Genomic DNA, 18,058 nt, shown 5'->3' on the forward strand with positions numbered 1-18,058 from the left:
GTTAGAGGCCTGCGCGGCGGAGGGTTTTCCGTGCGTGGAGCAGGATCGGGCCGTCGACCATCTGCCCCTGGAAGGCGAAAACGCCGGTTCCCGCGGCGTCGGCGGCCGCCAACAGCTCGGTGGCCGCAGTAACGTCGGCTCCCGAGGGGCGGTAGGCGTCCCTGATCACGGCAACCTGGGACGGGTGGATGGCGGCCTTGGCCCCGAATCCGCTGGCCACCGCATCCTCCGCCTCCTCGGCGAGCCCGTCAAGGTCGGCAAAATCAGCGTAAATGGAGTCGATGGCGGTCTTTCCGGCCGCCGCGGCCGCCAACAACAGCTGCGAGCGCGCATGGGTAGCCACTGCCCTGTAGCTGCCCGCGCGGGGACTGCCCGGGCCGAAGCGGCTTGAGGTCCCGCCCAGGGATGCGAGAAGGTCTTCGGCCCCCCACATCAATCCCACCACGTTGGGCAGGGCGGCGAGCGCTTGTGCAGCGAGGATTCCCGCGGCCGATTCGCACAGCACCACCACGTTGTAGTCGGCGAGCGCTGCGACGGCGTCGGCGTCCTCTGCCTTGGCGACCATGATGGTGTGGAAGTTGCTGCGGGCCAGGGCGGCCAAGTCAAGGGCGGCGTCGGGCGTACCGAGGGCGTTGATCCGCACCATGGTGGTTGCCGGGTCCAGGGTGGAGGCGATCAGGTGTTCGCGGGCCTGGGCCTTGGCGGCGGGCGCGACGGCGTCCTCCAGGTCCACGATCACGGCGTCGGATCGCTGCGCCGCTTTGGCGAAGCGTTCTGGCCTGTCCGCCGGGGCGAACAGGAGCGCAGGTCCCATGCTGAATTCGATAGTGCGGGTGATGACGTGCTCCTTGGCTTCTCTGGTGCATAGGTTAAGTGGCGGGCAGTAGCAAAAACAGAGCAGTCCTGCTCGCTTTTGCCACCACGACGCCGGACTGGTTACGGCCTGTATGTTCCATCACCACTATCCCCTGTCCGGGACGCGATGCGGAAAGCCGCTTCGCCGTCACCACCGTCTCCGTGTACAGGGTGTCCCCATGAAAGAGCGGATGCGGGAAGGAGATGTCGTTCATGCCAAGTTGCGCCACGATGGTCCCCTGCGTCAGCTGGGCCACGGATTGGCCCACCAGGGTAGCAAGGGTGAACATGGAGTTCATGAGCCGCTGGCCAAACGGTTGTTCGGCACTCCATGCGGCATCGAGGTGCAGTGCCTGGGTGTTCATGGTCATGGTGGTGAACAGGACGTTGTCAGTTTCCGTCATGGTGCGTCCGGGCCTGTGTTGGTACAGGGTTCCGGGCTCAAGTTCCTCGAAGTAAAGGCCCCGCTGTGTGATGACCGGCTGTTCACTCATACGTTGTCCACATCATGCATCTCAAGGTTCAACGGCGCACCCGTTGCGGCCACAATTTGTTCAACGCTGACGTCGGGGGCCAGTTCCTTCAGGACCAGCCCGTCCTCAGTCACCTCAATGACGGCCATGTCGGTGATGATCAGGTCCACGCAGCGTTTCCCTGTCAAGGGCAGGGTACATTCGGCCAGGATCTTGGGCGCCCCGTTTTTGTCCACGTGTTCCATCATGACAATGAGCTTCTTGGCGCCGAACACCAGGTCCATGGCCCCTCCCATGCCCTTGACCATCTTGCCGGGGATCATCCAGTTGGCAAGGTCCCCGTTCGCGGCGACCTGCATGGCGCCCAGCACTGCCACGTCGACGTGACCGCCGCGCACCATGCCAAAGGAGGTTGCCGAATCAAAGAACGCGGCCCCCTTCTTGACCGTGACTGTTTCCTTGCCGGCGTTGATCAGGTCGGGGTCGACGTCGGCGTCGGCCGGGTAGGGCCCTGTCCCCAGGATCCCGTTCTCTGAATGCAGCACCACCTCGATGCCGTCGGGGATGTAGTTCGGAATCAGGGTTGGCATGCCGATGCCGAGATTCACGTACTGTCCGTTGTGCAATTCACGCGCCACGCGTGCCGCCAGTTCATTACGCGAAAGTGCCATGGTCATGCCTCCTTCGTGGGTGCATCGGCGGAGGGGGTGGGGTCAGATACTGTGCGTTTTTCGATGCGTTTCTCGCTGCCGGGTGTGCCTGGCGCTACCAGGACCACGCGTTGGACAAAGATGCCGGGGACGTGGACGTGTTCTGGGTCAAGGTCCCCGGGTTCTACCAGTTCCTCGACCTCCGCGATGGTGATGCGCCCGGCCATGGCGCACAGCGGGTTGAAGTTCATGGCCGTGGCGTGGAAGACAAGGTTGCCGTGGCGGTCGCCTTTCCATGCGTGGACGAGGGCGAAGTCGGGGGTGAGGGATTCCTCCAGCACGAAGTCGGCGTTGCCAAAGGTGCGCACCTCCTTGGGCGGCGAGGCGATCTGAACCCCGCCGGCGCCGTCGTACTTGCGCGGCAGGCCGCCCTCGGAGACCTGGGTCCCCACCCCTGCGGCCGTATAGAAGGCGGGGATGCCCGCTCCCCCGGCGCGCAGCTTCTCGGCGAGCGTGCCCTGGGGCGTGAGTTCGACTTCCAGTTCGCCGGCGAGGAACTGCCTGGCGAATTCCCGATTCTCCCCCACGTAGGAGGAGACCGTGCGGCGGATGCGGCCCTCGCGCAGCAGGATGCCAAGGCCCCAGTCGTCGACGCCGCAGTTGTTGGAGATGGTTTCCAGCTCGGAGATCTTGGCGTCGTGGATGGCCTGGATGAGCGCCACGGGGATGCCGCACAGGCCAAACCCGCCGACGGCGAGGGAGGCGCCGTCGTGGATGTCATGGATCGCGGCGGCCGGGGTGGCAACGACTTTGTTGATCATGGCAACGTTCCTTTCACGTGGTTCACAGGCCCAGTTCCCGGGCGATGAGCATCAGCTGGACCTCGGTGGTGCCTTCACCAATTTCCAGAATCTTTGAATCCCGGTAATGGCGGGCCACGGAAAACTCGTTGATGAAGCCGTAGCCGCCAAAGACCTGTGTGGCGTCGCGGGCATTGTCCATGGCCGCCTCACTTGCGACCAGCTTAGCGATGGCGGCCTCCGTCTTGAAGGGCTTGCCCGCCAGCATGCGCGATGCGGCGTCGTAGTAGGCAAGGCGGGCGGTGTGCGCGCGTGTCTGCATGCGGGCGATCTTGAAGGCGATGCCCTGGTAGTGGCCGATGGTGTGACCGAACGCGCTGCGCTCCTTCGCGTAGCGGGTTGCCTCATCGACGCAGCCCTGGGCGGCACCCGTGGCCAGGGCTGCGATGGCGATCCTGCCCTCATCCAGGATGGACAGGAAGTTCGCGTAGCCGCGGCCACGCACGCCGAGCAGGTTCTCCTCAGGCACCCGGGCATCGGCAAAGCTCAGCGGGTGGGTGTCCGAGGCGTTCCAGCCCACCTTGTTGTACGCTTTTTCCACCGTGAACCCGGCCGTGCCGTTGGGCACAAGGATGGTGGAGATTTCCTTTTTCACAGACCCGTTGGCCCGTTCGGAGGTCCCGGTGACAGCCGTGACAGTGACGAAGCTGGTGATGTCGGTGCCTGAATTGGTGATGAACTGCTTGGCACCGTCGATGACCCATTCGCCGTTCTCAAGCCGGGCCTTGGTTGCCGTGCCGCCGGCGTCCGATCCGGCGCCGGGTTCGGTCAGGCCGAACCCTGCGAGCGCCTTGCCGCCGGTCAGCTGCGGCAGCCACGTTTCCTTCTGCGCCTGCGTGCCGAAGCGGTGCACGGGCATGGCGCCCAGCGATACGCCGGCCTCAAGGGTGATGGCGACCGACTGGTCCACCCTGCCCAGTTGCTCGAGCGCCAGGGACAGCGCGAAGTAGTCCCCGCCCATGCCGCCGAACTCCTCGGGGAACGGCAGGCCGAACAGTCCCATCTCCCCCATCTGCGCCACAATTTCATACGGGAAGCTGTGTTCCTCGTCGTGCCTGGCCGAGACCGGGGCCACCACGTTGTCGGCGAAGTCCCTGACCGTATCGGACAGGTCCTGGTACTCATCATTGAGCTCAAAATTTGGCACGTCATTCCCCTTCAGGGCTTGTTGTTTCAGATTCTCTCTGTGCGGGCGCGTCCGGCGTCACGTGGGCCACGACCTGCTCGGCTTTCACCAGCGCCCCCACCCCGACGGCGATGTGGACTGTGCCGGCGATGGCGGCAACCAGCTGGTGTTCCATCTTCATGGCCTCCACGGCGAGCAGCACGGTGCCGGCTTCGACCCTGTCCCCCGTGGCGGCGTTGACCATCGTCACCGTGCCAGGCATGGGGCTGCGCACCTGAGGATCGGCCGCCGCATTCTTTCGGTCCAGGCCCGGGAGCATGCGCGCCGTCGCCGCGTCCCTCTCGAGTCGCTGCAGTTGTGCACTCCACCCGCCGCTGCCCAGGAAAACGGTGTTCCCCTCGATGGCGGCGTGCCGCCCGCTTGCACCTTCAACGGTGCGCACCTCCTGAGTCCCGCCACCGAGTCCGGTGACAAGGACGACGTCGGACCCGGCAGTGCCGCTGTTGGCCCGGCTGACGCTGACAGTCACCACCCCCGTGCGCCCGGGTGCTGCCCATGTGCTGCGCCACGGGGCAGGGCCGCCGATGCGCCAACCGTCGGTGCGGGCCCAGGGTGATGACGGCGGCGCTGCCGGCGCCCCACCGCGTGCTGAGCGCAGGACTAGCGCGGCCTCGGCGTAGTCGCCGGCGTCCACGGTGCGGAAGGACAGCTCGGGGAGCTTCCTTTCAATCAAGTTGGTGTCGAGGCGGCCGGCCTGGACATCGGGATCGGCAAGGAGCAGGCGCAGATACTCCACATTGGTGGGCACGCCAAGCACCACGTAGTCCCGCAGCGCTTCATCGAGCCGCTCCAGCGCCTGGGCCCTGTCGGATCCCCTCGCGATGACCTTGGCCAGCATGGGATCGTAATTGGCCGAAACCTCCAGCCCCTGCAGCAGGGAACTGTCAACCCGCACGCCTTGACGCAGGGCAACGGATTCGTCGAGCAGTACGACCTCCCCTGCCGCCGGCAGGAATCCCTGGGCAGGGCTTTCGGCATACACTCGGGCTTCCACCGCGTGCCCTTCCAGGGTGAGGTCCCCCTGGGTGAAGCCGAGCTTCTCCCCGGCCGCGATGCGCAGCTGGCAGGCCACCAGGTCCAGGGGTTCACCATCGACCCGGACCACCATTTCCGTCACGGGGTGTTCCACTTGCAGGCGCGTGTTCATCTCCATGAAGAAGAACTCGCCCGGGTTGTCGTTGGAGACCAGAAATTCAACTGTTCCCGCCCCCGTGTAGTTCACGCTGGCGCCCGCGTCACAGGCCGCGGCGCCAAGGCGCTCCCTGATGGCGGCGCCGTCGGGCAGTGCCGACAGCAGAGGGGAGGGTGCCTCCTCAATGACCTTTTGGTGGCGGCGCTGCAGGGAGCATTCGCGCTCGCCCAGGTGGACGACGTTGCCGAAATTATCGCCCAGGATTTGCACCTCGATGTGGCGGGGGTTGGCCACGAGCCGTTCCAGGAACAGGGTGTCATCGCCAAAGGACGACGCCGCCACCCGGCGTGCCGTTGCCAGTGCGGCGGGCAGTTCCGCGGCGGAGAACACGTTCTGCATGCCTTTTCCGCCGCCGCCCGCCGACGGTTTGATCAGCACGGGGAAGCCAATGTCGGCTGCCGCGGCCATCAGCTCGGCGTCGCTGAGCCCGGGAAGGCAGATGCCCGGCGTCACGGGAACCCCTGCGGCACTGACGTGGTTCTTGGAGCGGATCTTGTCGCCCATGACGTTCAGTGCCTCAACGTTGGGGCCGATGAACGTGATGCCCGCAGCCTCGAGCGCCTGGGCGAAAGCCAGGTTCTCCGACAGGAAGCCATAGCCGGGGTGCACGGCCTGGGCGCCGGATGCCGTGCAGGCGGCGACGACGGCGTCGATGTTCAGGTAGCTTTCGGAGGCCGCTGCCGGGCCGATGCAAAGGGCCTCGTCGGCTTCGCGCACGTGGCGCGCCCCGGCGTCGGGCGTTGAGTAAACCGCCACCGAGCGGATGCCCAGCTCCTTCAGGGTGCGGATGACGCGGCAGGCAATCTCGCCGCGGTTGGCCACCAGGACGGTGTCAAATAGAGGTGTCATTGTGGCTCACATTCTGAAGATTCCGAAGGAGGTGTCCGGGAGCGGGGTGCGGGCGCACACATCCAGGGCCAGCCCGAGCACGGTGCGGGTGTCCATGGGGTCGATCACGCCGTCGTCCCAGAGGCGGGCGGTGGCATAGTAGGGGCTGCCCTGGTCCTCGAACTGCTTCAGGATGGGCGCCTTGAACTCCGTTTCCGCCGCGGCCGTCCAGTCCTCGCCGTGCCGTTGGAACTGTTCGCGCTTGACGGTTGCCAGCACGGAGGAGGCCTGGTTGCCGCCCATGACCGATATCCGCGCGGCCGGCCACATCCACAGGAAGCGCGGGCTGTAGGCGCGCCCGCACATGGAATAGTTGCCGGCGCCGAAGGAGCCGCCCACGATGACTGTCAGCTTTGGCACGCGTGCGGTGGCGACGGCCGTGACCATCTTGGCGCCGTGTTTGGCAATGCCGCCGTGCTCGTAGTCCTTGCCGACCATGAAGCCGTTCAGGTTTTGCAGGAAGATCAGCGGGATGCCGCGCTGGTCGCACAATTCAATGAAATGGGCACCTTTCAGGGCCGATTCGCTGAACAGCACGCCGTTGTTGGCCACGATGCCCACGGGGTGGCCGTGCAGTGTGGCGAAACCCGTGACAAGGGTGGTGCCGTAGTTCTTCTTGAATTCGTGGAACCTGCTGCCGTCCACGAGGCGGGCGATGATTTCGCGGATGTCGTACGCGTCGTTCAGCTCGGTGGGCACGGCCCCGTAGAGTTCCTCGGGGTCGACGGCGGGGCCCACCGGTTCCTGCACGGTCCAGGCCGGCGCGGGGTTGGGCGGCAGCGTGGCGACAATGTCGGCGATGATGGCTAGGGCATGTTCGTCATTTTCGGCCAGGTGGTCAACCACGCCCGAGATGCCCGCGTGGACATCGCCGCCGCCGAGTTCCTCTGCCGTGACGATTTCACCGATCGCGGCCTTCACCAGCGGCGGGCCGCCCAGGAAGATGGTGCCCTGGTTGCGCACGATCACTGTTTCATCGCTCATGGCGGGCATGTAGGCCCCGCCTGCGGTGCAGGACCCCATGACGGCGGCTATCTGGGGAATCTTCTTTGCCGACATCTGGGCCTGGTTGAAGAAGATCCGGCCGAAGTGCTCCTTGTCCGGGAACACCTCATCCTGCCGGGGCAGGAACGCGCCGCCGGAATCGACCAGGTAGATGCAGGGCAGCCTGTTCTCCAGCGCGATTTCCTGTGCCCGCAGGTGCTTCTTTACAGTGAGCGGGTAATACGTGCCGCCCTTGACTGTTGCGTCGTTGCACACGATCATCACGTGGCGGCCCGCAACCAGCCCGATGCCGGCGATGAGACCGGCTCCGGGGGACGCGCCGTCGTACATGCCGTGGGCGGCAAGCGGGGAAATTTCAAGGAAGGGGCTGCCGTCGTCGAGCAGGTGCTCGATCCGCTCCCGGGGCAGCAGCTTGCCGCGTGAAACATGGCGTTCACGCGACTTTTCGGGGCCGCCGCGCGCCGTGGTCCGCAGAGTCCGGCGCAGCTCTTCAACCAGGGCGCGCTGCTGCGCATCGTTGCGCGAAAACATCTCCCCCGCCGGTTCCACCTGGCTCCGCAAAGTCTCCATCGATCCCTCTTTTGTTTGCCGCACGGCTACACTAAGTTAATAATCACTAACTGAGTTTCAGGTTAGCCCCTGGACTCTGTGATGTCCAACACAACAGGAGGCATGGTGGAGCAAACGGCAACCACCCGAACCCAGGCCAAGGCCAACCGGCGCTCCGTGCTGCTCAATTCCGCGGCGGCGCTGTTCGCCAAGCGCGGCTTCAATGGCGTGTCCATCGAGGATCTGGGAGCCGCGGCAGGGGTGAGCGGACCCGCGGTGTATCGGCACTTCAACGGCAAACAGGCACTGCTGGGCGCTCTGCTTGTGGGTGTGAGCGAGGACCTGCTGGCTGGCGGGCAGGCAGTGCTTGAGTCAACGCCCGACGCCGCTGCCTCCCTGCGCGCACTTGTCGCCTTCCACGTTGACTTTGCCCTGACAAAGCCGGACGTGATCCGCGTCCAGGACAGGGACTTTGCCAGCTTGGGCACCGCCGACAGCTCGGCCGTCCGATCGCTCCAGCGCGCCTACGTTGAGTTGTGGGTAGGCGTCTTGGGTCGGTTGTTTCCTGAGCGTGAGACGGCCGTGCGCCGGCTTCAGGCGCAGGCCGTTTTCGGGCTGATCAACTCAACACCGCACAGCGTCCACATGCAGCGCCACCAGGCTGCCATGGCAAGGCCCGTACTCGAGGCCATGGCCTGGGCGGGCCTGACGGCCATATAGGGCGAATCGGTTGGGCCCTCACGACGGAAGCGCCGGGTTGCCCCGGCGCTTCCCTCGTTGCATGAATTCGTTGTGATTCAGTGTGCTGCTGCGCCTCCGTGATGGGCTTCGGCGTGCGTGTGCATGCTCGGTTGCAGCGCCATTACCGCTGCAATCAGTGCCACACCACCGGCAATCCAGGATGTCCATGTTGCCCCTGTGTGGGCCGTGTAACCGGCGATCCACGGGGAGACAAACAACAGGGCTCCAAGAACCATCTGCACCCATTCACCTACCGGTTGCCCGGGGCTCATGAGGTTCCAGACGCCTGCGACAACCAACAGCGCTCCGGCTCCGATCATCATGACCATGGAACTGCCCTGCTGCGTCGTCCACATGGTCGACAATGCGGCGTACAGGCCTGCGACCACGGCAACGTAATCCTGCCAGCGATTCCACCTCTTCATTGATACCAACCTCCTTATGAGTTGGCTCCCAAAGTGGGGGTCACTACAAATATACGTCCGCAACCACGGCGTATCCAGAGCTGGCAGATTGCATTCCGGCACCAGCTCAGCCAAGCACCAGCGCCATCGCCGGATCGGCCATGACGGCCCCCACCTCCGCAAGGAAACGGGAGCCCTGTTCGCCGTCAACAAGCCGGTGGTCAAAGGACAAACTCAGCGTCATGACCTGCCGCAGCGCCACCTCGCCCCGATACTCCCAGGGCGTCCTGCGCACCGCGCCGAGGGCCAGGATGCCGGCCTCGCCCGGGTTGAGGATGGGTGTTCCGGCGTCAATGCCAAACACACCAATGTTGGTGATTGAGAACGTCCCTCCGGCCAGGTCGGCAGGCTGGGTCTTTCCGGCACGCGCAGTCTCGGCGAGCGCACCGAGTGCGACCGCCAGCCCGTGCAGGCCCAGTGACTGCGCGTCCTTGACGTTCGGCACCACCAGTCCGCGCGGCGTGGCTGCGGCAATCCCCAGGTTCATGTAATTGAACGCCACAACCTCCTGCGCCGCCTGGTCCCAGTGGGAATTCAGCGCCGGATGCCGCGCAGCCGCCACGCAGACAGCCTTCGCGGCGAGGGTCAGCGGCGTCACCTTGACGCCCTCGAAATCTTTCCGCGAGCGCAGTTTCGCCAGAAATTCCATGCCTTCGGTGACGTCCACCGTTAGGAATTCGGTAACGTGCGGCGCCGTGAAGGCACTCTCCACCATGGCCTGGGCCATGAATTTCCGCACCCCCTTGATCGGGGTGCGCACCTCACGAGCTTCTCCCCCGTTAACGGACGACGGCGCAGCCCCCACCGCGGTCCCGGAACCGGGCACGTGGTCCCCGGCAAAGGTGACGACGTCCCTGCGGGTGATCAGCCCGCGCTCACCCGAACCGGCCAGCAGCTCCAGGTCGATGCCGAGGTCGCGGGCCAGCTTGCGCACGGGAGGGGTCGAGCGCGGACGGTCGGCCTGCACCCGATCAGGGGCAGCGGTCACCGCGCCGGCTGCTGAGCCTTCACGCACGGCCGCCGGGGCCAGGGGGTTGGCAAACACCCTGGCCCGTCGTATCGGCGGCGCGGCGCTCTCCGGGTCTGCACCGTAGCCAACCAGGGTGGGAACCCGCTTTGGCGCGGGCTCGCCGCCCCCGGCGGCCTCCCCATCTGCATCCCCGGCGACGTCGAAGGCGATGATGACCTCGCCGACCTCGACCATGGTGCCCGGCTCATGCGTGATGGCCGTGACCGTCCCGGCGTAAGGGGAGGGAAGCTCCACCACGGCCTTGGCTGTCTCCACCTCACCGAGGACCTGGTTAAGCGTGACAGTGTCGCCGATCGACACGTGCCAGCTGACGATTTCGGATTCGGTGAGGCCTTCACCCAAGTCGGGGAGCCTGAATTCTGCGATCATTCCCAGTCGTCCATTCCTGTGTGTGAGTTGGCGCGGCCCAGGGCGCGGTCGACGCCGTCGAGCATTCTGTCCAGGTCGGGCAGGAAGTGCTTCTCCAGCTTTGACGGCGGGTAGGGGATGTCGAAGCCGGTGACGCGCACGGGGGCGCTCTCAAGGTGGTTGAAGCAGCGTTCGGTGATGGTGGCTGCGATTTCTGCACCGAGGCCCAGCGTCCTGCCAGCTTCATGGGTGATGACCAGACGGCCGGTGTGGCGCACCGACGCCATCAGCGGGGCGTAATCAATGGGTGAGAGCGAGCGCAGGTCGATGACTTCGATCGAGATGCCTTCGGTTGCGCCGGCACGTGCGGCGTCAAGGGCGGTTTTCACCAACGGGCCGTACGTGACAAGCGTGACGTCAGTGCCGGCCGCGACTACCCGCGAGGCACCCATGGGAGGTGCCGACGCCAGGGGCGCGTCCAGGTCAACCTCACCCTTGGCGTGGTAGCGGCGCTTGGGCTCAAAGTAGAGCACGGGATCATCGCAGGCGATGGCCTGGCGCAGCATGGTGTAGGCGTCCTGGGAGGTGGACGGGCTGATGACCCGCAGGCCCGATGTGTGCACAAAGTAGGCTTCGGGCGATTCGGAGTGGTGCTCCGGGGAGCCAATACCTCCCCCGAACGGCACCCTGATGGTCAGTGGCATGCGGACCGCGCCCCGGGTTCTTGCGTGCATCTTGGCCACCTGGGAGACGATCTGGTCGAAGCCGGGGTAGATGAAGCCGTCGAACTGGATCTCGCACACAGGCCTGAAGCCCCTGTACGCCAGACCCACGGCGGTGCCGATGATGGCCGATTCCGCCAGTGGCGTGTCGATGACGCGGTGTGAGCCGAAGTCCTTCATCAGGCCGTCGGTGACCCGAAAGACGCCGCCGAGGGTGCCGATGTCCTCACCGAGCAACACCACCTTGGGGTCATCTTCAAGTGCGCGGCGCAGGCCTGCGTTGATGGACTGGGTGAGGCTGAGGTTGCTCATGATGCGCCCCCTTGCGCTGTTGCGGATCCGACCGGCTGCTCCCCCAGTGCGGACAGGTAGGCCCCGTAATGCTTGCGCTGAAGTTCGAGGATGGGGTTCCCGTCCACATAGACATTCTCAAAGACGCTCATCGGATCCGGATCCGGGAGATTGATGCACGCTTGGCGCAACTCGGCGGCCACGGCGTCGGCCTTTGCTGCAATCGCTGACTCTGCTGCACCGTCGAGCCTTCCGGAATTGCGCAGGAAGGTGCGCATCCTGGTGATGGGGTCCTTCGCGCCCCACTCCTCCAGTTCGGTGACGCCGCGGTACCGGGTGGGATCATCGGCTGTGGTGTGGGCGCCCATGCGGTAGGTGACGGCCTCGATGAAGCTGGGGCCGCTGCCGGTGCGGGCACGGTCGGCCGCCCAGCGGACGGCGGCCAGGACCGCGAGCACATCGTTGCCGTCGACCTGCAAGCCGGGCATGCCGTAGCCGGCCGCGCGTCCGGCGAGCGGGACGTGCGATTGCAGTCCCACGGGTTCGGAGATGGCCCACTGGTTGTTTTGGCAGAAGAAGATCACGGGGGCCTGGAAGGTTGCGGCGAAGACCATTGACTCATGGACGTCGCCCTGACTCGTGGCGCCGTCGCCCAAGTAGGCGATGGCCAGCGTTTCCTTCCCCTCAAGGACAAGTCCCATTCCATAGCCCGTGGCGTGGAGGGTTTGCGATCCGATGATGATCTGGGGCGTGGCCATGTTGACCTCGTACGGGTCCCAGCCGGTGTTCCAGGTGCCGCGCCAGACGCCAAGGACATCTGACATTTTGGCGCCTCGGCAGTACGCAACACCGTTTTCCCTGTACGTGGGGAAGATGAAGTCGTCGTCATCCAGTGCCCGGACCGAGCCGATTTGGGCCGCTTCCTGGCCCAGCAGCGGCGGCCACAGGGCAAGCTGCCCCTGACGCTGCAAGGCGGTGGCTTCGGCGTCGATCCTGCGGATCACCACCATGTCCTCGTACAGATTTCGGAGCGTTTCGTCATCGATGTCGCTGACAAATCCGTCCAACAACCCATCTGCAACACGGTTCCCGTCTGCGGTGATGAGTTGGTGCATGATCATTGGCGCCTGGCCTGTGGGCTCATGGCTCGAATGGTTCACAATGCTCGCCTCCCTGCATGGCTATTAGGGATGGTTCCCCTTGGGTGTGACGATACTCACGCAAGGCATCCGGGGCAATAACCGGCGAAATTATTGATCATTATGCACAGCCTCGACATGCCGGAGCGTGCTAGTCTGCGCAGTATGCCTACCTTGGACGGAACCGACGCACGCATCCTCCTTGCCCTTGTCAAGGATCCCCGGCAGACAGTTGTTGCCATGGCCGCGCACTTGGGATTGTCGCGCAACACTGTCCAGGCCCGAATGGCCGCCCTGGAGAAGAACCACGCGTTTTTGCCCTTTGACCACAGGATCAGCCCGGCCCCGCTGGGGTATCCCCTGACGGCCTTCATTTCAGTGCACGTGCAGCAGCAAAAGCTCCCCCAGCTGGGGGCCGCCCTCGCGGGGATTCCCGAGGTGCTCGAGGCCCACGGTCTCAGCGGCCGCGCCGACCTGCTGGTGCGGGTGGTCTCCACGGGGGCCGAGGACCTGTTTCGGGTTAACGGGAAGATCCTGGCGTGCGACGGCGTCGAGCGCACCGAAACATCGCTTGCCATGAATGAGCTGGTGCCTTTCCGCATGTCCCCGCTGCTGGAAAGGCAGCTGAGCAAATAGTTCCCGCCCGTCCAATCCACGGCCCCACCGGTTCCGAAGTACTGGTACGGGTTCACCTGAACCCCGTCAGGACAAGGCGAAGCGATCGATTCTTCGTCGTCGGGAAAAGGACTAAACATCATGCGCACTTCACCGAATAAATTGCTGGCCACCGTTTTCGGCGCCATTTACCTCCTGGTCGGCATCGTAGGCTTCTTCGTCACCAGCGGGATCGGGTTCTTTGCCACCGAGGGACGGAATTTGATCGTCTTTGAGGTCAACCCCCTCCACAACGTCATTCACCTTGCCATCGGAGCGGCACTTTTGATCGCGGGGCTGTCCTCGACCACGGCGGCCAAGACCATGAACTCCACCGTGGGTTCGGTCTACCTGCTGGTGGGGATTGTGGGACTGTTCCTTCCGGGCACAGCATTGAACATCATTGCCCTCAACGGCGCAGACAACGTCCTGCACCTGGGCAGCGCCTTGGTCCTGCTCGCCGTCGGACTGTCCCAGGACCGCACTGCCGCAGCCCGCACGGCCTGAGCATGGCACCGGCCCAGCAGCTGGCGGCCCCGCCCCTTGGCGGGCGGGGCCCTGCCACGGCGTTCCCCAGTAGCAAGACCGTTGCACCAGCAAAGCTCAACGGCACCGAATTATCGCCACTTTATGCCAGTTTGGCCTTGTTGGGCATTGCGGCACTGGCAGCTGCCGCCAGCTCTAGTTTGATCCCCGTGCTCAGCGGGGAGTCAGCCGGCGTTGCCACTGTTGCAGGAACCGGGCTGGGGACGTGGGCGCCGTTGGTGTGGAGTGCGGGGGTTGCCTCTGCCGCCTACAGCCTCGCGGCACTTGTCTACGGCTTTCTTTCCTTCAGGCGTGGGACTCTCCCGAAGGCTGCCGCAGTTCGCATCGTGCTTGCATTTGCGGCAGCCGCGCATCTTGCGGTGCTGCTTGAGGAGCTGTGGAGGATGCCTGAGACGGCACGAACCTTTGATGTGACGCTGGCGTCGCTGCTTGTACTGGAACTGTCGGTCATCGCCGTCCTCGGTTGGCGCCGCAATGCCGAACTGAGGAGGGGGCCAGCGCGACTTTACGCGAAGAAGCGGTCCGCGACAGTTGTGGTTGGCACCCTTTTTGCGGCGTCGATTCTGGTTGCCGGCATCACCACTGTGGGCATGGCAGCGTCCACGGCTGGCGAGCTCGCCGTGCCGCATTCCGGGCACTCCGGGCACGCAGGGCACTCCGGCACGGAAAACAGCCCCACCGTTCCCACCAATCTTGAGCAATTGAAGAATCAAGGGCACCACCACTAGGTGAAAGCCCAAAGGCCCTGTCCGGCGTCGAAAGTGACGCCCGGACAGGGCCTTCAGCATTGTTTCAGGGATGCGCGCCAGCGATTGACCGGACCGGCGGCTGGTGGGCCCGCAACCACCATGAAAATAGGGTGGGTTGGGCGGGGTGTCGGGACTAGTGGTCCACGGCCTTCTCGGCACCGACGCCGGTCAGGGAGCGGACTTCCATCTCGGCCTGGATGCGCGGGTCCTCGGTGTTCTTATCCAGCACCGTTCCGAGCCAGCCGAGGAAGAAGGCCAGCGGGATGGAGACGATGCCGGGGTTGGCCAGCGGGAACCACGAGAAGTCGGCCCCGGGGATCATGGCCTTGGCGTTGCCGGAGACAACGGGTGAGAAGGTAATCAGCACGATGGCCGAGGCCAGGCCGCCGTACATGCTCCACAGAGCGCCCTGGGTGGTGAACTTCTTCCAGAACAGCGAGTAGATAATGGTGGGCAGGTTGGCCGAGGCAGCCACCGCGAAGGCAAGGGCCACGAGGAACGCGATGTTCTGGCCGTTGGCAAGGATGCCGCCGCCAATGGCGACCAGTCCGATCACGACGACTGTGCGGCGCGCAACCTTGACTTCCATTTCAGGCTTGGGCTCGCCCTTGACGATGACGTTGGAGTAGATGTCGTGGGCGAACGACGCTGCCGCAGTGATGGTCAGGCCTGCAACGACGGCAAGGATTGTGGCGAACGCGACGGCGGAGATGAACCCCAGCAGAATCGGCCCTCCCACCACGAAGGCCAGCAGCGGGGCGGCGGCATTGACACCGCCGGGAGCCGAAAGAATCGCGTCCTTGCCGATCAGGGCCCCTGCACCGTAGCCAAGGACGAGAGTGAAGATGTAGAAGCCGCCGATGAGCCAGATCGCCCAAACAACTGACTTGCGGGCCTCCTTGGCAGTGGGAACCGTGTAGAAGCGCATCAGCACGTGTGGCAGGGCCGCGGTGCCAAGGACAAGCGCCAGTGCCAGCGAGATGAAGTCGAGGGGAGCCTTGCCATACTGGGCGCCCGGGTTCAGCAGGGCCTCACCGACGCCGCCTTCGTTGATGGAGGTCTGGACTGCGGCATCCATGAGTGTTGAGAGGTTGAAGCCGTGCATGGCCAGCACAATGATGGTCATGATGGCCGCACCAATGATCAGCAGGAATGCCTTGATGATCTGGACCCAGGTGGTGCCCTTCATGCCGCCGATCAGTACGTACACGATCATGAGCACGCCAACCACGGCGATGACGATGTTTTGGCCGGCCTTGTTCGTGTTGTCCAACCCCAGCAGGAGTGAAACAAGACCGCCGGCACCGGCCATTTGGGCCAGTAGGTAGAAGAAGCAGACCACAAGGGTGGTCGTTGCGGCCGCAATGCGCACGGGTCGCTGCTTGAGGCGGAAGGAGAGGACGTCGGCCATGGTGAACTTGCCGGTGTTGCGCAGCAGCTCAGCGACGAGCAGGAGCGCAACGAGCCAGGCGACGAGGAAGCCGATGGAGTAGAGGAAACCGTCGTAGCCGTTGACGGCGATGGCCCCCGTGATGCCAAGGAAGGAGGCGGCCGAGAGGTAGTCACCTGCGATGGCGGTGCCGTTCTGGCCGCCTGAGAAGGACCGGCCGGCCGCGTAGTAGTCCGCGGCAGTGTTGTTGTTCCGGCTGGCACGGAAGACAACAACCATGGTGATGGCAACGAAGCCGACGAAGATCAGGATGTTGATCCACGAGTTTTCCTTGGTTTGTTCACTCAGTGACTGTGCCAGCGGTGCCACATTGGGAAGGATGGAGGGCAGGCTCACGGATTACACCTCTTTCTTGGTCTTGGTGGCTGAGTCGATCCGCAACTCAAGGCGCTCGCGAATCACGGCGGCCTGGGGATCGAGCTTTCGGTTGGCGTAGGAGACATACCAGGTGGTGATGCCGAAGGTCGTGACGAACTGCAAAAGTCCCAGGACCAGGCCGATGTTGAGGCTGCCCCACACCTTGATTGACATGAATTCATGGGCATAGGCAGCTAACAGGACGTAAGCGAAGTACCAAACCAGGAAGCCGGCGGCTACGGGGAAAACAAAATTCCTGTGCGATGTGCGCAGCTTCTGGAACTCCCGTGAGTTCTGTTCCGCCATGAAATCCACCGGATTGTCCTTGCTTGCGGGGGTGGGGATACCCATCATTCCTCCTTTGAGTAATGTGATCCCCTTCACTATGAAGTGCTCCGACTCACACCTGCGATGGTTGTGGCGCACGCCGCGGTGAACGGCATGGAAGCTGCGCCGAATGGCAGCCACGCACCCCAAAGTGTCCACGAGCTGCCGCCGGGAGGCCTCCGAACCAGCCGTGGCCTGCTGCCTGAACCGCCGCGTTCTCCCGCTAGTCTTGTCAGCATGCCCTCCCCCGCGCTCAGTGATTCGACGCTCCTGCTCATCACGGCAATTGCAGCCGTCGTTGCCGCGATCGCCATTGTGGCCGCCGTCGGTTTCCGTCTTTCCCGCTCCTACCGTGAGTTGGGCACCGAGGCCGAACACGCCACGTTTGCCGCGCTGCATTCCGCGGCGGTTGCCGGCGGACAGCTGCGCAATGGACTTGAACCGGCAGGTGCGCTGAAGGCCAGCAGGCAGCTGCGCACCCTGCTCAACTGCACGGTCTTCGCCATGACCGACTGCGTCCGTCTCCTGGCTTGGGACGGTTCCCAAGCCGCCGCAAAGGCGCCCGAGTCCGCCGTCGTCATGGACCTGGTGGCCAAGGCGCTGGGCAACGGCCGCACCCAGGTGGCCACGCTGGATGACACGCTGAGGGAAGCGCTGGGCCTTCCCCGCGGCGTCGACCTGAAGGCAGCCGTCATCTGCCCGATGAAGGTTGATTCGCGGGCCGTGGGCTGTGTTCTCATCCTGTCCAAAACGCCGACCGCCGGGCTGGTGCGAGCCACGAACGAGGTCGCGGCATGGGTGTCGGCGCAGCTGGAGATTGCCGAGCTGAGTGCCTCGCGCACCCTGCTGGCCGAGGCCGAGGTACGTGCCCTGCGCGCCCAGATCAGCCCGCATTTCATTTACAACTCGCTCAACGCGATCGCCTCCTTCATCAACACCGATCCGCAGCGGGCCCGCGACCTTGTGGTGGAATTTGCCGATTTCACCCGCTATTCCTTCCGCCGGCACGGGGATTTCACCACGTTGGCGGAGGAACTTCGCTGCATCGACAGGTATCTGCTGCTTGAAAACGCCCGCTTTGGCGAGCGCCTGCAGGTCAGCCTGCAAATCGCCCCCGAGGTGCTCAGCACGGTGATTCCGTTCCTGAGCCTGCAGCCGCTGGTGGAAAACGCGGTCCGCCACGGGCTCGAGGCAAAGCTCGGCAGGGGGCTTGTGCAGATCAACGCCCGAGACCTTGGCGCCTACACCGAGGTGACAATAGAGGACGACGGCGTGGGCATGGACCCGGAGCAGCTGCGGCTGGTCTTGGCAGGCCAGCACGACGGGACGCATGTGGGCCTGCGCAACGTTGATGCCAGGCTGCGCCAGGTCTACGGGGATGACCACGGGCTCACCATCGACACCGGGGTGGGGCACGGCATGCTGATCACCATGACAGTGCCGAAGAACCAACCCGGCCACGACGCATAGCCTCCAATTCCCTCCCCAGTCTCGCTTCGCTCGCCCGTGGCCCCTCGGGCATTAGCGCCTAACTCCCTCCCCAGTCTCGCTTCGCTCGCCCGTGGCCCCTCGGGCATTAGGC

At 64.6% G+C, this 18,058-nt stretch carries 18 protein-coding genes; 5 read left to right on the top strand and 13 right to left on the bottom strand.

What is annotated here, in order from left to right; genetic code table 11:
* Position 1 precedes the first annotated feature (1 nt).
* The 7 genes from AAGW05_RS07405 to AAGW05_RS07435 are packed head-to-tail and all read right to left on the bottom strand — an operon-like array spanning position 2 to position 7,679.
* Positions 2 to 814, bottom strand: coding sequence for an HpcH/HpaI aldolase/citrate lyase family protein (locus AAGW05_RS07405; RefSeq protein WP_411803851.1), 813 nt, complete (start codon positions 812 to 814; stop codon positions 2 to 4).
* Between the two features lie 55 nt (positions 815 to 869).
* The gene (locus AAGW05_RS07410; RefSeq protein WP_411803852.1) at positions 870 to 1,349 is read right to left on the bottom strand and encodes a MaoC family dehydratase; all 480 of its coding nucleotides are present in this window, start codon (positions 1,347 to 1,349) and stop codon (positions 870 to 872) included.
* Positions 1,346 to 1,999 carry a CoA transferase subunit B gene (locus AAGW05_RS07415; RefSeq protein ID WP_411803853.1) on the bottom strand — a complete coding sequence of 218 codons (654 nt, stop codon included), beginning with the start codon at positions 1,997 to 1,999 and terminating at the stop codon, positions 1,346 to 1,348. Before AAGW05_RS07415 ends, AAGW05_RS07410 begins: the two co-directional genes overlap by 4 nt.
* A 2-nt stretch (positions 2,000 to 2,001) precedes the next feature.
* Positions 2,002 to 2,799: a CoA transferase subunit A gene (locus tag AAGW05_RS07420; protein WP_411803854.1), complete on the bottom strand. Its 798-nt coding sequence runs from the start codon at positions 2,797 to 2,799 to the stop codon at positions 2,002 to 2,004.
* Between the two features lie 22 nt (positions 2,800 to 2,821).
* The gene (locus AAGW05_RS07425) at positions 2,822 to 3,985 is read right to left on the bottom strand and encodes an acyl-CoA dehydrogenase family protein (RefSeq protein WP_411803855.1); all 1,164 of its coding nucleotides are present in this window, start codon (positions 3,983 to 3,985) and stop codon (positions 2,822 to 2,824) included.
* 1 nt (position 3,986) lies between these two features.
* On the bottom strand, positions 3,987 to 6,065 hold the full coding sequence (locus AAGW05_RS07430; RefSeq protein ID WP_411803856.1) for an acetyl/propionyl/methylcrotonyl-CoA carboxylase subunit alpha: 2,079 nt from the start codon (positions 6,063 to 6,065) through the stop codon (positions 3,987 to 3,989).
* A 6-nt stretch (positions 6,066 to 6,071) separates the two neighbouring features.
* Positions 6,072 to 7,679: a carboxyl transferase domain-containing protein gene (locus AAGW05_RS07435; RefSeq protein WP_411803857.1), complete on the bottom strand. Its 1,608-nt coding sequence runs from the start codon at positions 7,677 to 7,679 to the stop codon at positions 6,072 to 6,074.
* A gap of 81 nt (positions 7,680 to 7,760) precedes the next feature.
* On the opposite strand from AAGW05_RS07435, the gene AAGW05_RS07440 reads away from it, so the two are divergent.
* Positions 7,761 to 8,378 carry a TetR/AcrR family transcriptional regulator gene (locus AAGW05_RS07440; protein WP_411803858.1) on the top strand — a complete coding sequence of 206 codons (618 nt, stop codon included), beginning with the start codon at positions 7,761 to 7,763 and terminating at the stop codon, positions 8,376 to 8,378.
* A gap of 77 nt (positions 8,379 to 8,455) precedes the next feature.
* Here the strand turns inward: AAGW05_RS07440 and AAGW05_RS07445 are convergent, their stop codons facing one another.
* From AAGW05_RS07445 to pdhA, 4 genes are all read right to left on the bottom strand, one after another.
* Positions 8,456 to 8,824 carry an SPW repeat protein gene (locus AAGW05_RS07445; protein WP_411803859.1) on the bottom strand — a complete coding sequence of 123 codons (369 nt, stop codon included), beginning with the start codon at positions 8,822 to 8,824 and terminating at the stop codon, positions 8,456 to 8,458.
* A gap of 106 nt (positions 8,825 to 8,930) precedes the next feature.
* Positions 8,931 to 10,262, bottom strand: a complete 1,332-nt coding sequence (locus tag AAGW05_RS07450; RefSeq protein ID WP_411803860.1) for a dihydrolipoamide acetyltransferase family protein — start codon at positions 10,260 to 10,262, stop codon at positions 8,931 to 8,933.
* A complete protein-coding gene (locus tag AAGW05_RS07455) occupies positions 10,259 to 11,275 on the bottom strand; it encodes an alpha-ketoacid dehydrogenase subunit beta (protein ID WP_411803861.1) in 1,017 nt (338 codons plus the stop codon). The genes AAGW05_RS07450 and AAGW05_RS07455 overlap by 4 nt, the downstream gene beginning before the upstream one ends.
* Complete coding sequence (pdhA, locus tag AAGW05_RS07460) at positions 11,272 to 12,375, bottom strand: pyruvate dehydrogenase (acetyl-transferring) E1 component subunit alpha (protein ID WP_411803946.1); 1,104 nt, start codon at positions 12,373 to 12,375, stop codon at positions 11,272 to 11,274. Before pdhA ends, AAGW05_RS07455 begins: the two co-directional genes overlap by 4 nt.
* 183 nt (positions 12,376 to 12,558) lie before the next feature.
* Here pdhA and AAGW05_RS07465 point away from each other — a divergent pair, with 183 nt between their 5' ends.
* The 3 genes from AAGW05_RS07465 to AAGW05_RS07475 all read left to right on the top strand — a co-directional run bounded on the left by AAGW05_RS07465 (position 12,559) and on the right by AAGW05_RS07475 (position 14,321).
* Positions 12,559 to 13,029, top strand: a complete 471-nt coding sequence (locus AAGW05_RS07465; RefSeq protein ID WP_411803862.1) for an Lrp/AsnC family transcriptional regulator — start codon at positions 12,559 to 12,561, stop codon at positions 13,027 to 13,029.
* 120 nt (positions 13,030 to 13,149) lie between these two features.
* Entirely contained in the window at positions 13,150 to 13,554 is a 405-nt protein-coding gene (locus AAGW05_RS07470; RefSeq protein ID WP_411803863.1) for a DUF4383 domain-containing protein, read from the top strand.
* Positions 13,555 to 13,556: 2 nt separating this feature from the next.
* On the top strand, positions 13,557 to 14,321 hold the full coding sequence (locus tag AAGW05_RS07475; protein WP_411803864.1) for a hypothetical protein: 765 nt from the start codon (positions 13,557 to 13,559) through the stop codon (positions 14,319 to 14,321).
* 154 nt (positions 14,322 to 14,475) lie between these two features.
* On the opposite strand, the gene AAGW05_RS07480 is transcribed toward AAGW05_RS07475, so the two are convergent.
* Entirely contained in the window at positions 14,476 to 16,101 is a 1,626-nt protein-coding gene (locus AAGW05_RS07480) for a cation acetate symporter (RefSeq protein ID WP_411803947.1), read from the bottom strand.
* Between the two features lie 30 nt (positions 16,102 to 16,131).
* A complete protein-coding gene (locus tag AAGW05_RS07485) occupies positions 16,132 to 16,500 on the bottom strand; it encodes a DUF485 domain-containing protein (protein ID WP_411803865.1) in 369 nt (122 codons plus the stop codon).
* 213 nt (positions 16,501 to 16,713) lie between these two features.
* On the opposite strand from AAGW05_RS07485, the gene AAGW05_RS07490 reads away from it, so the two are divergent.
* Entirely contained in the window at positions 16,714 to 17,946 is a 1,233-nt protein-coding gene (locus AAGW05_RS07490) for a sensor histidine kinase (protein WP_411803866.1), read from the top strand.
* The last annotated feature ends 112 nt before the right edge of the window (positions 17,947 to 18,058 follow it).

Source organism: Arthrobacter sp. LAPM80, assembly GCF_046736435.1.
Classification (GTDB): Bacteria; Actinomycetota; Actinomycetes; order Actinomycetales; family Micrococcaceae; genus Specibacter.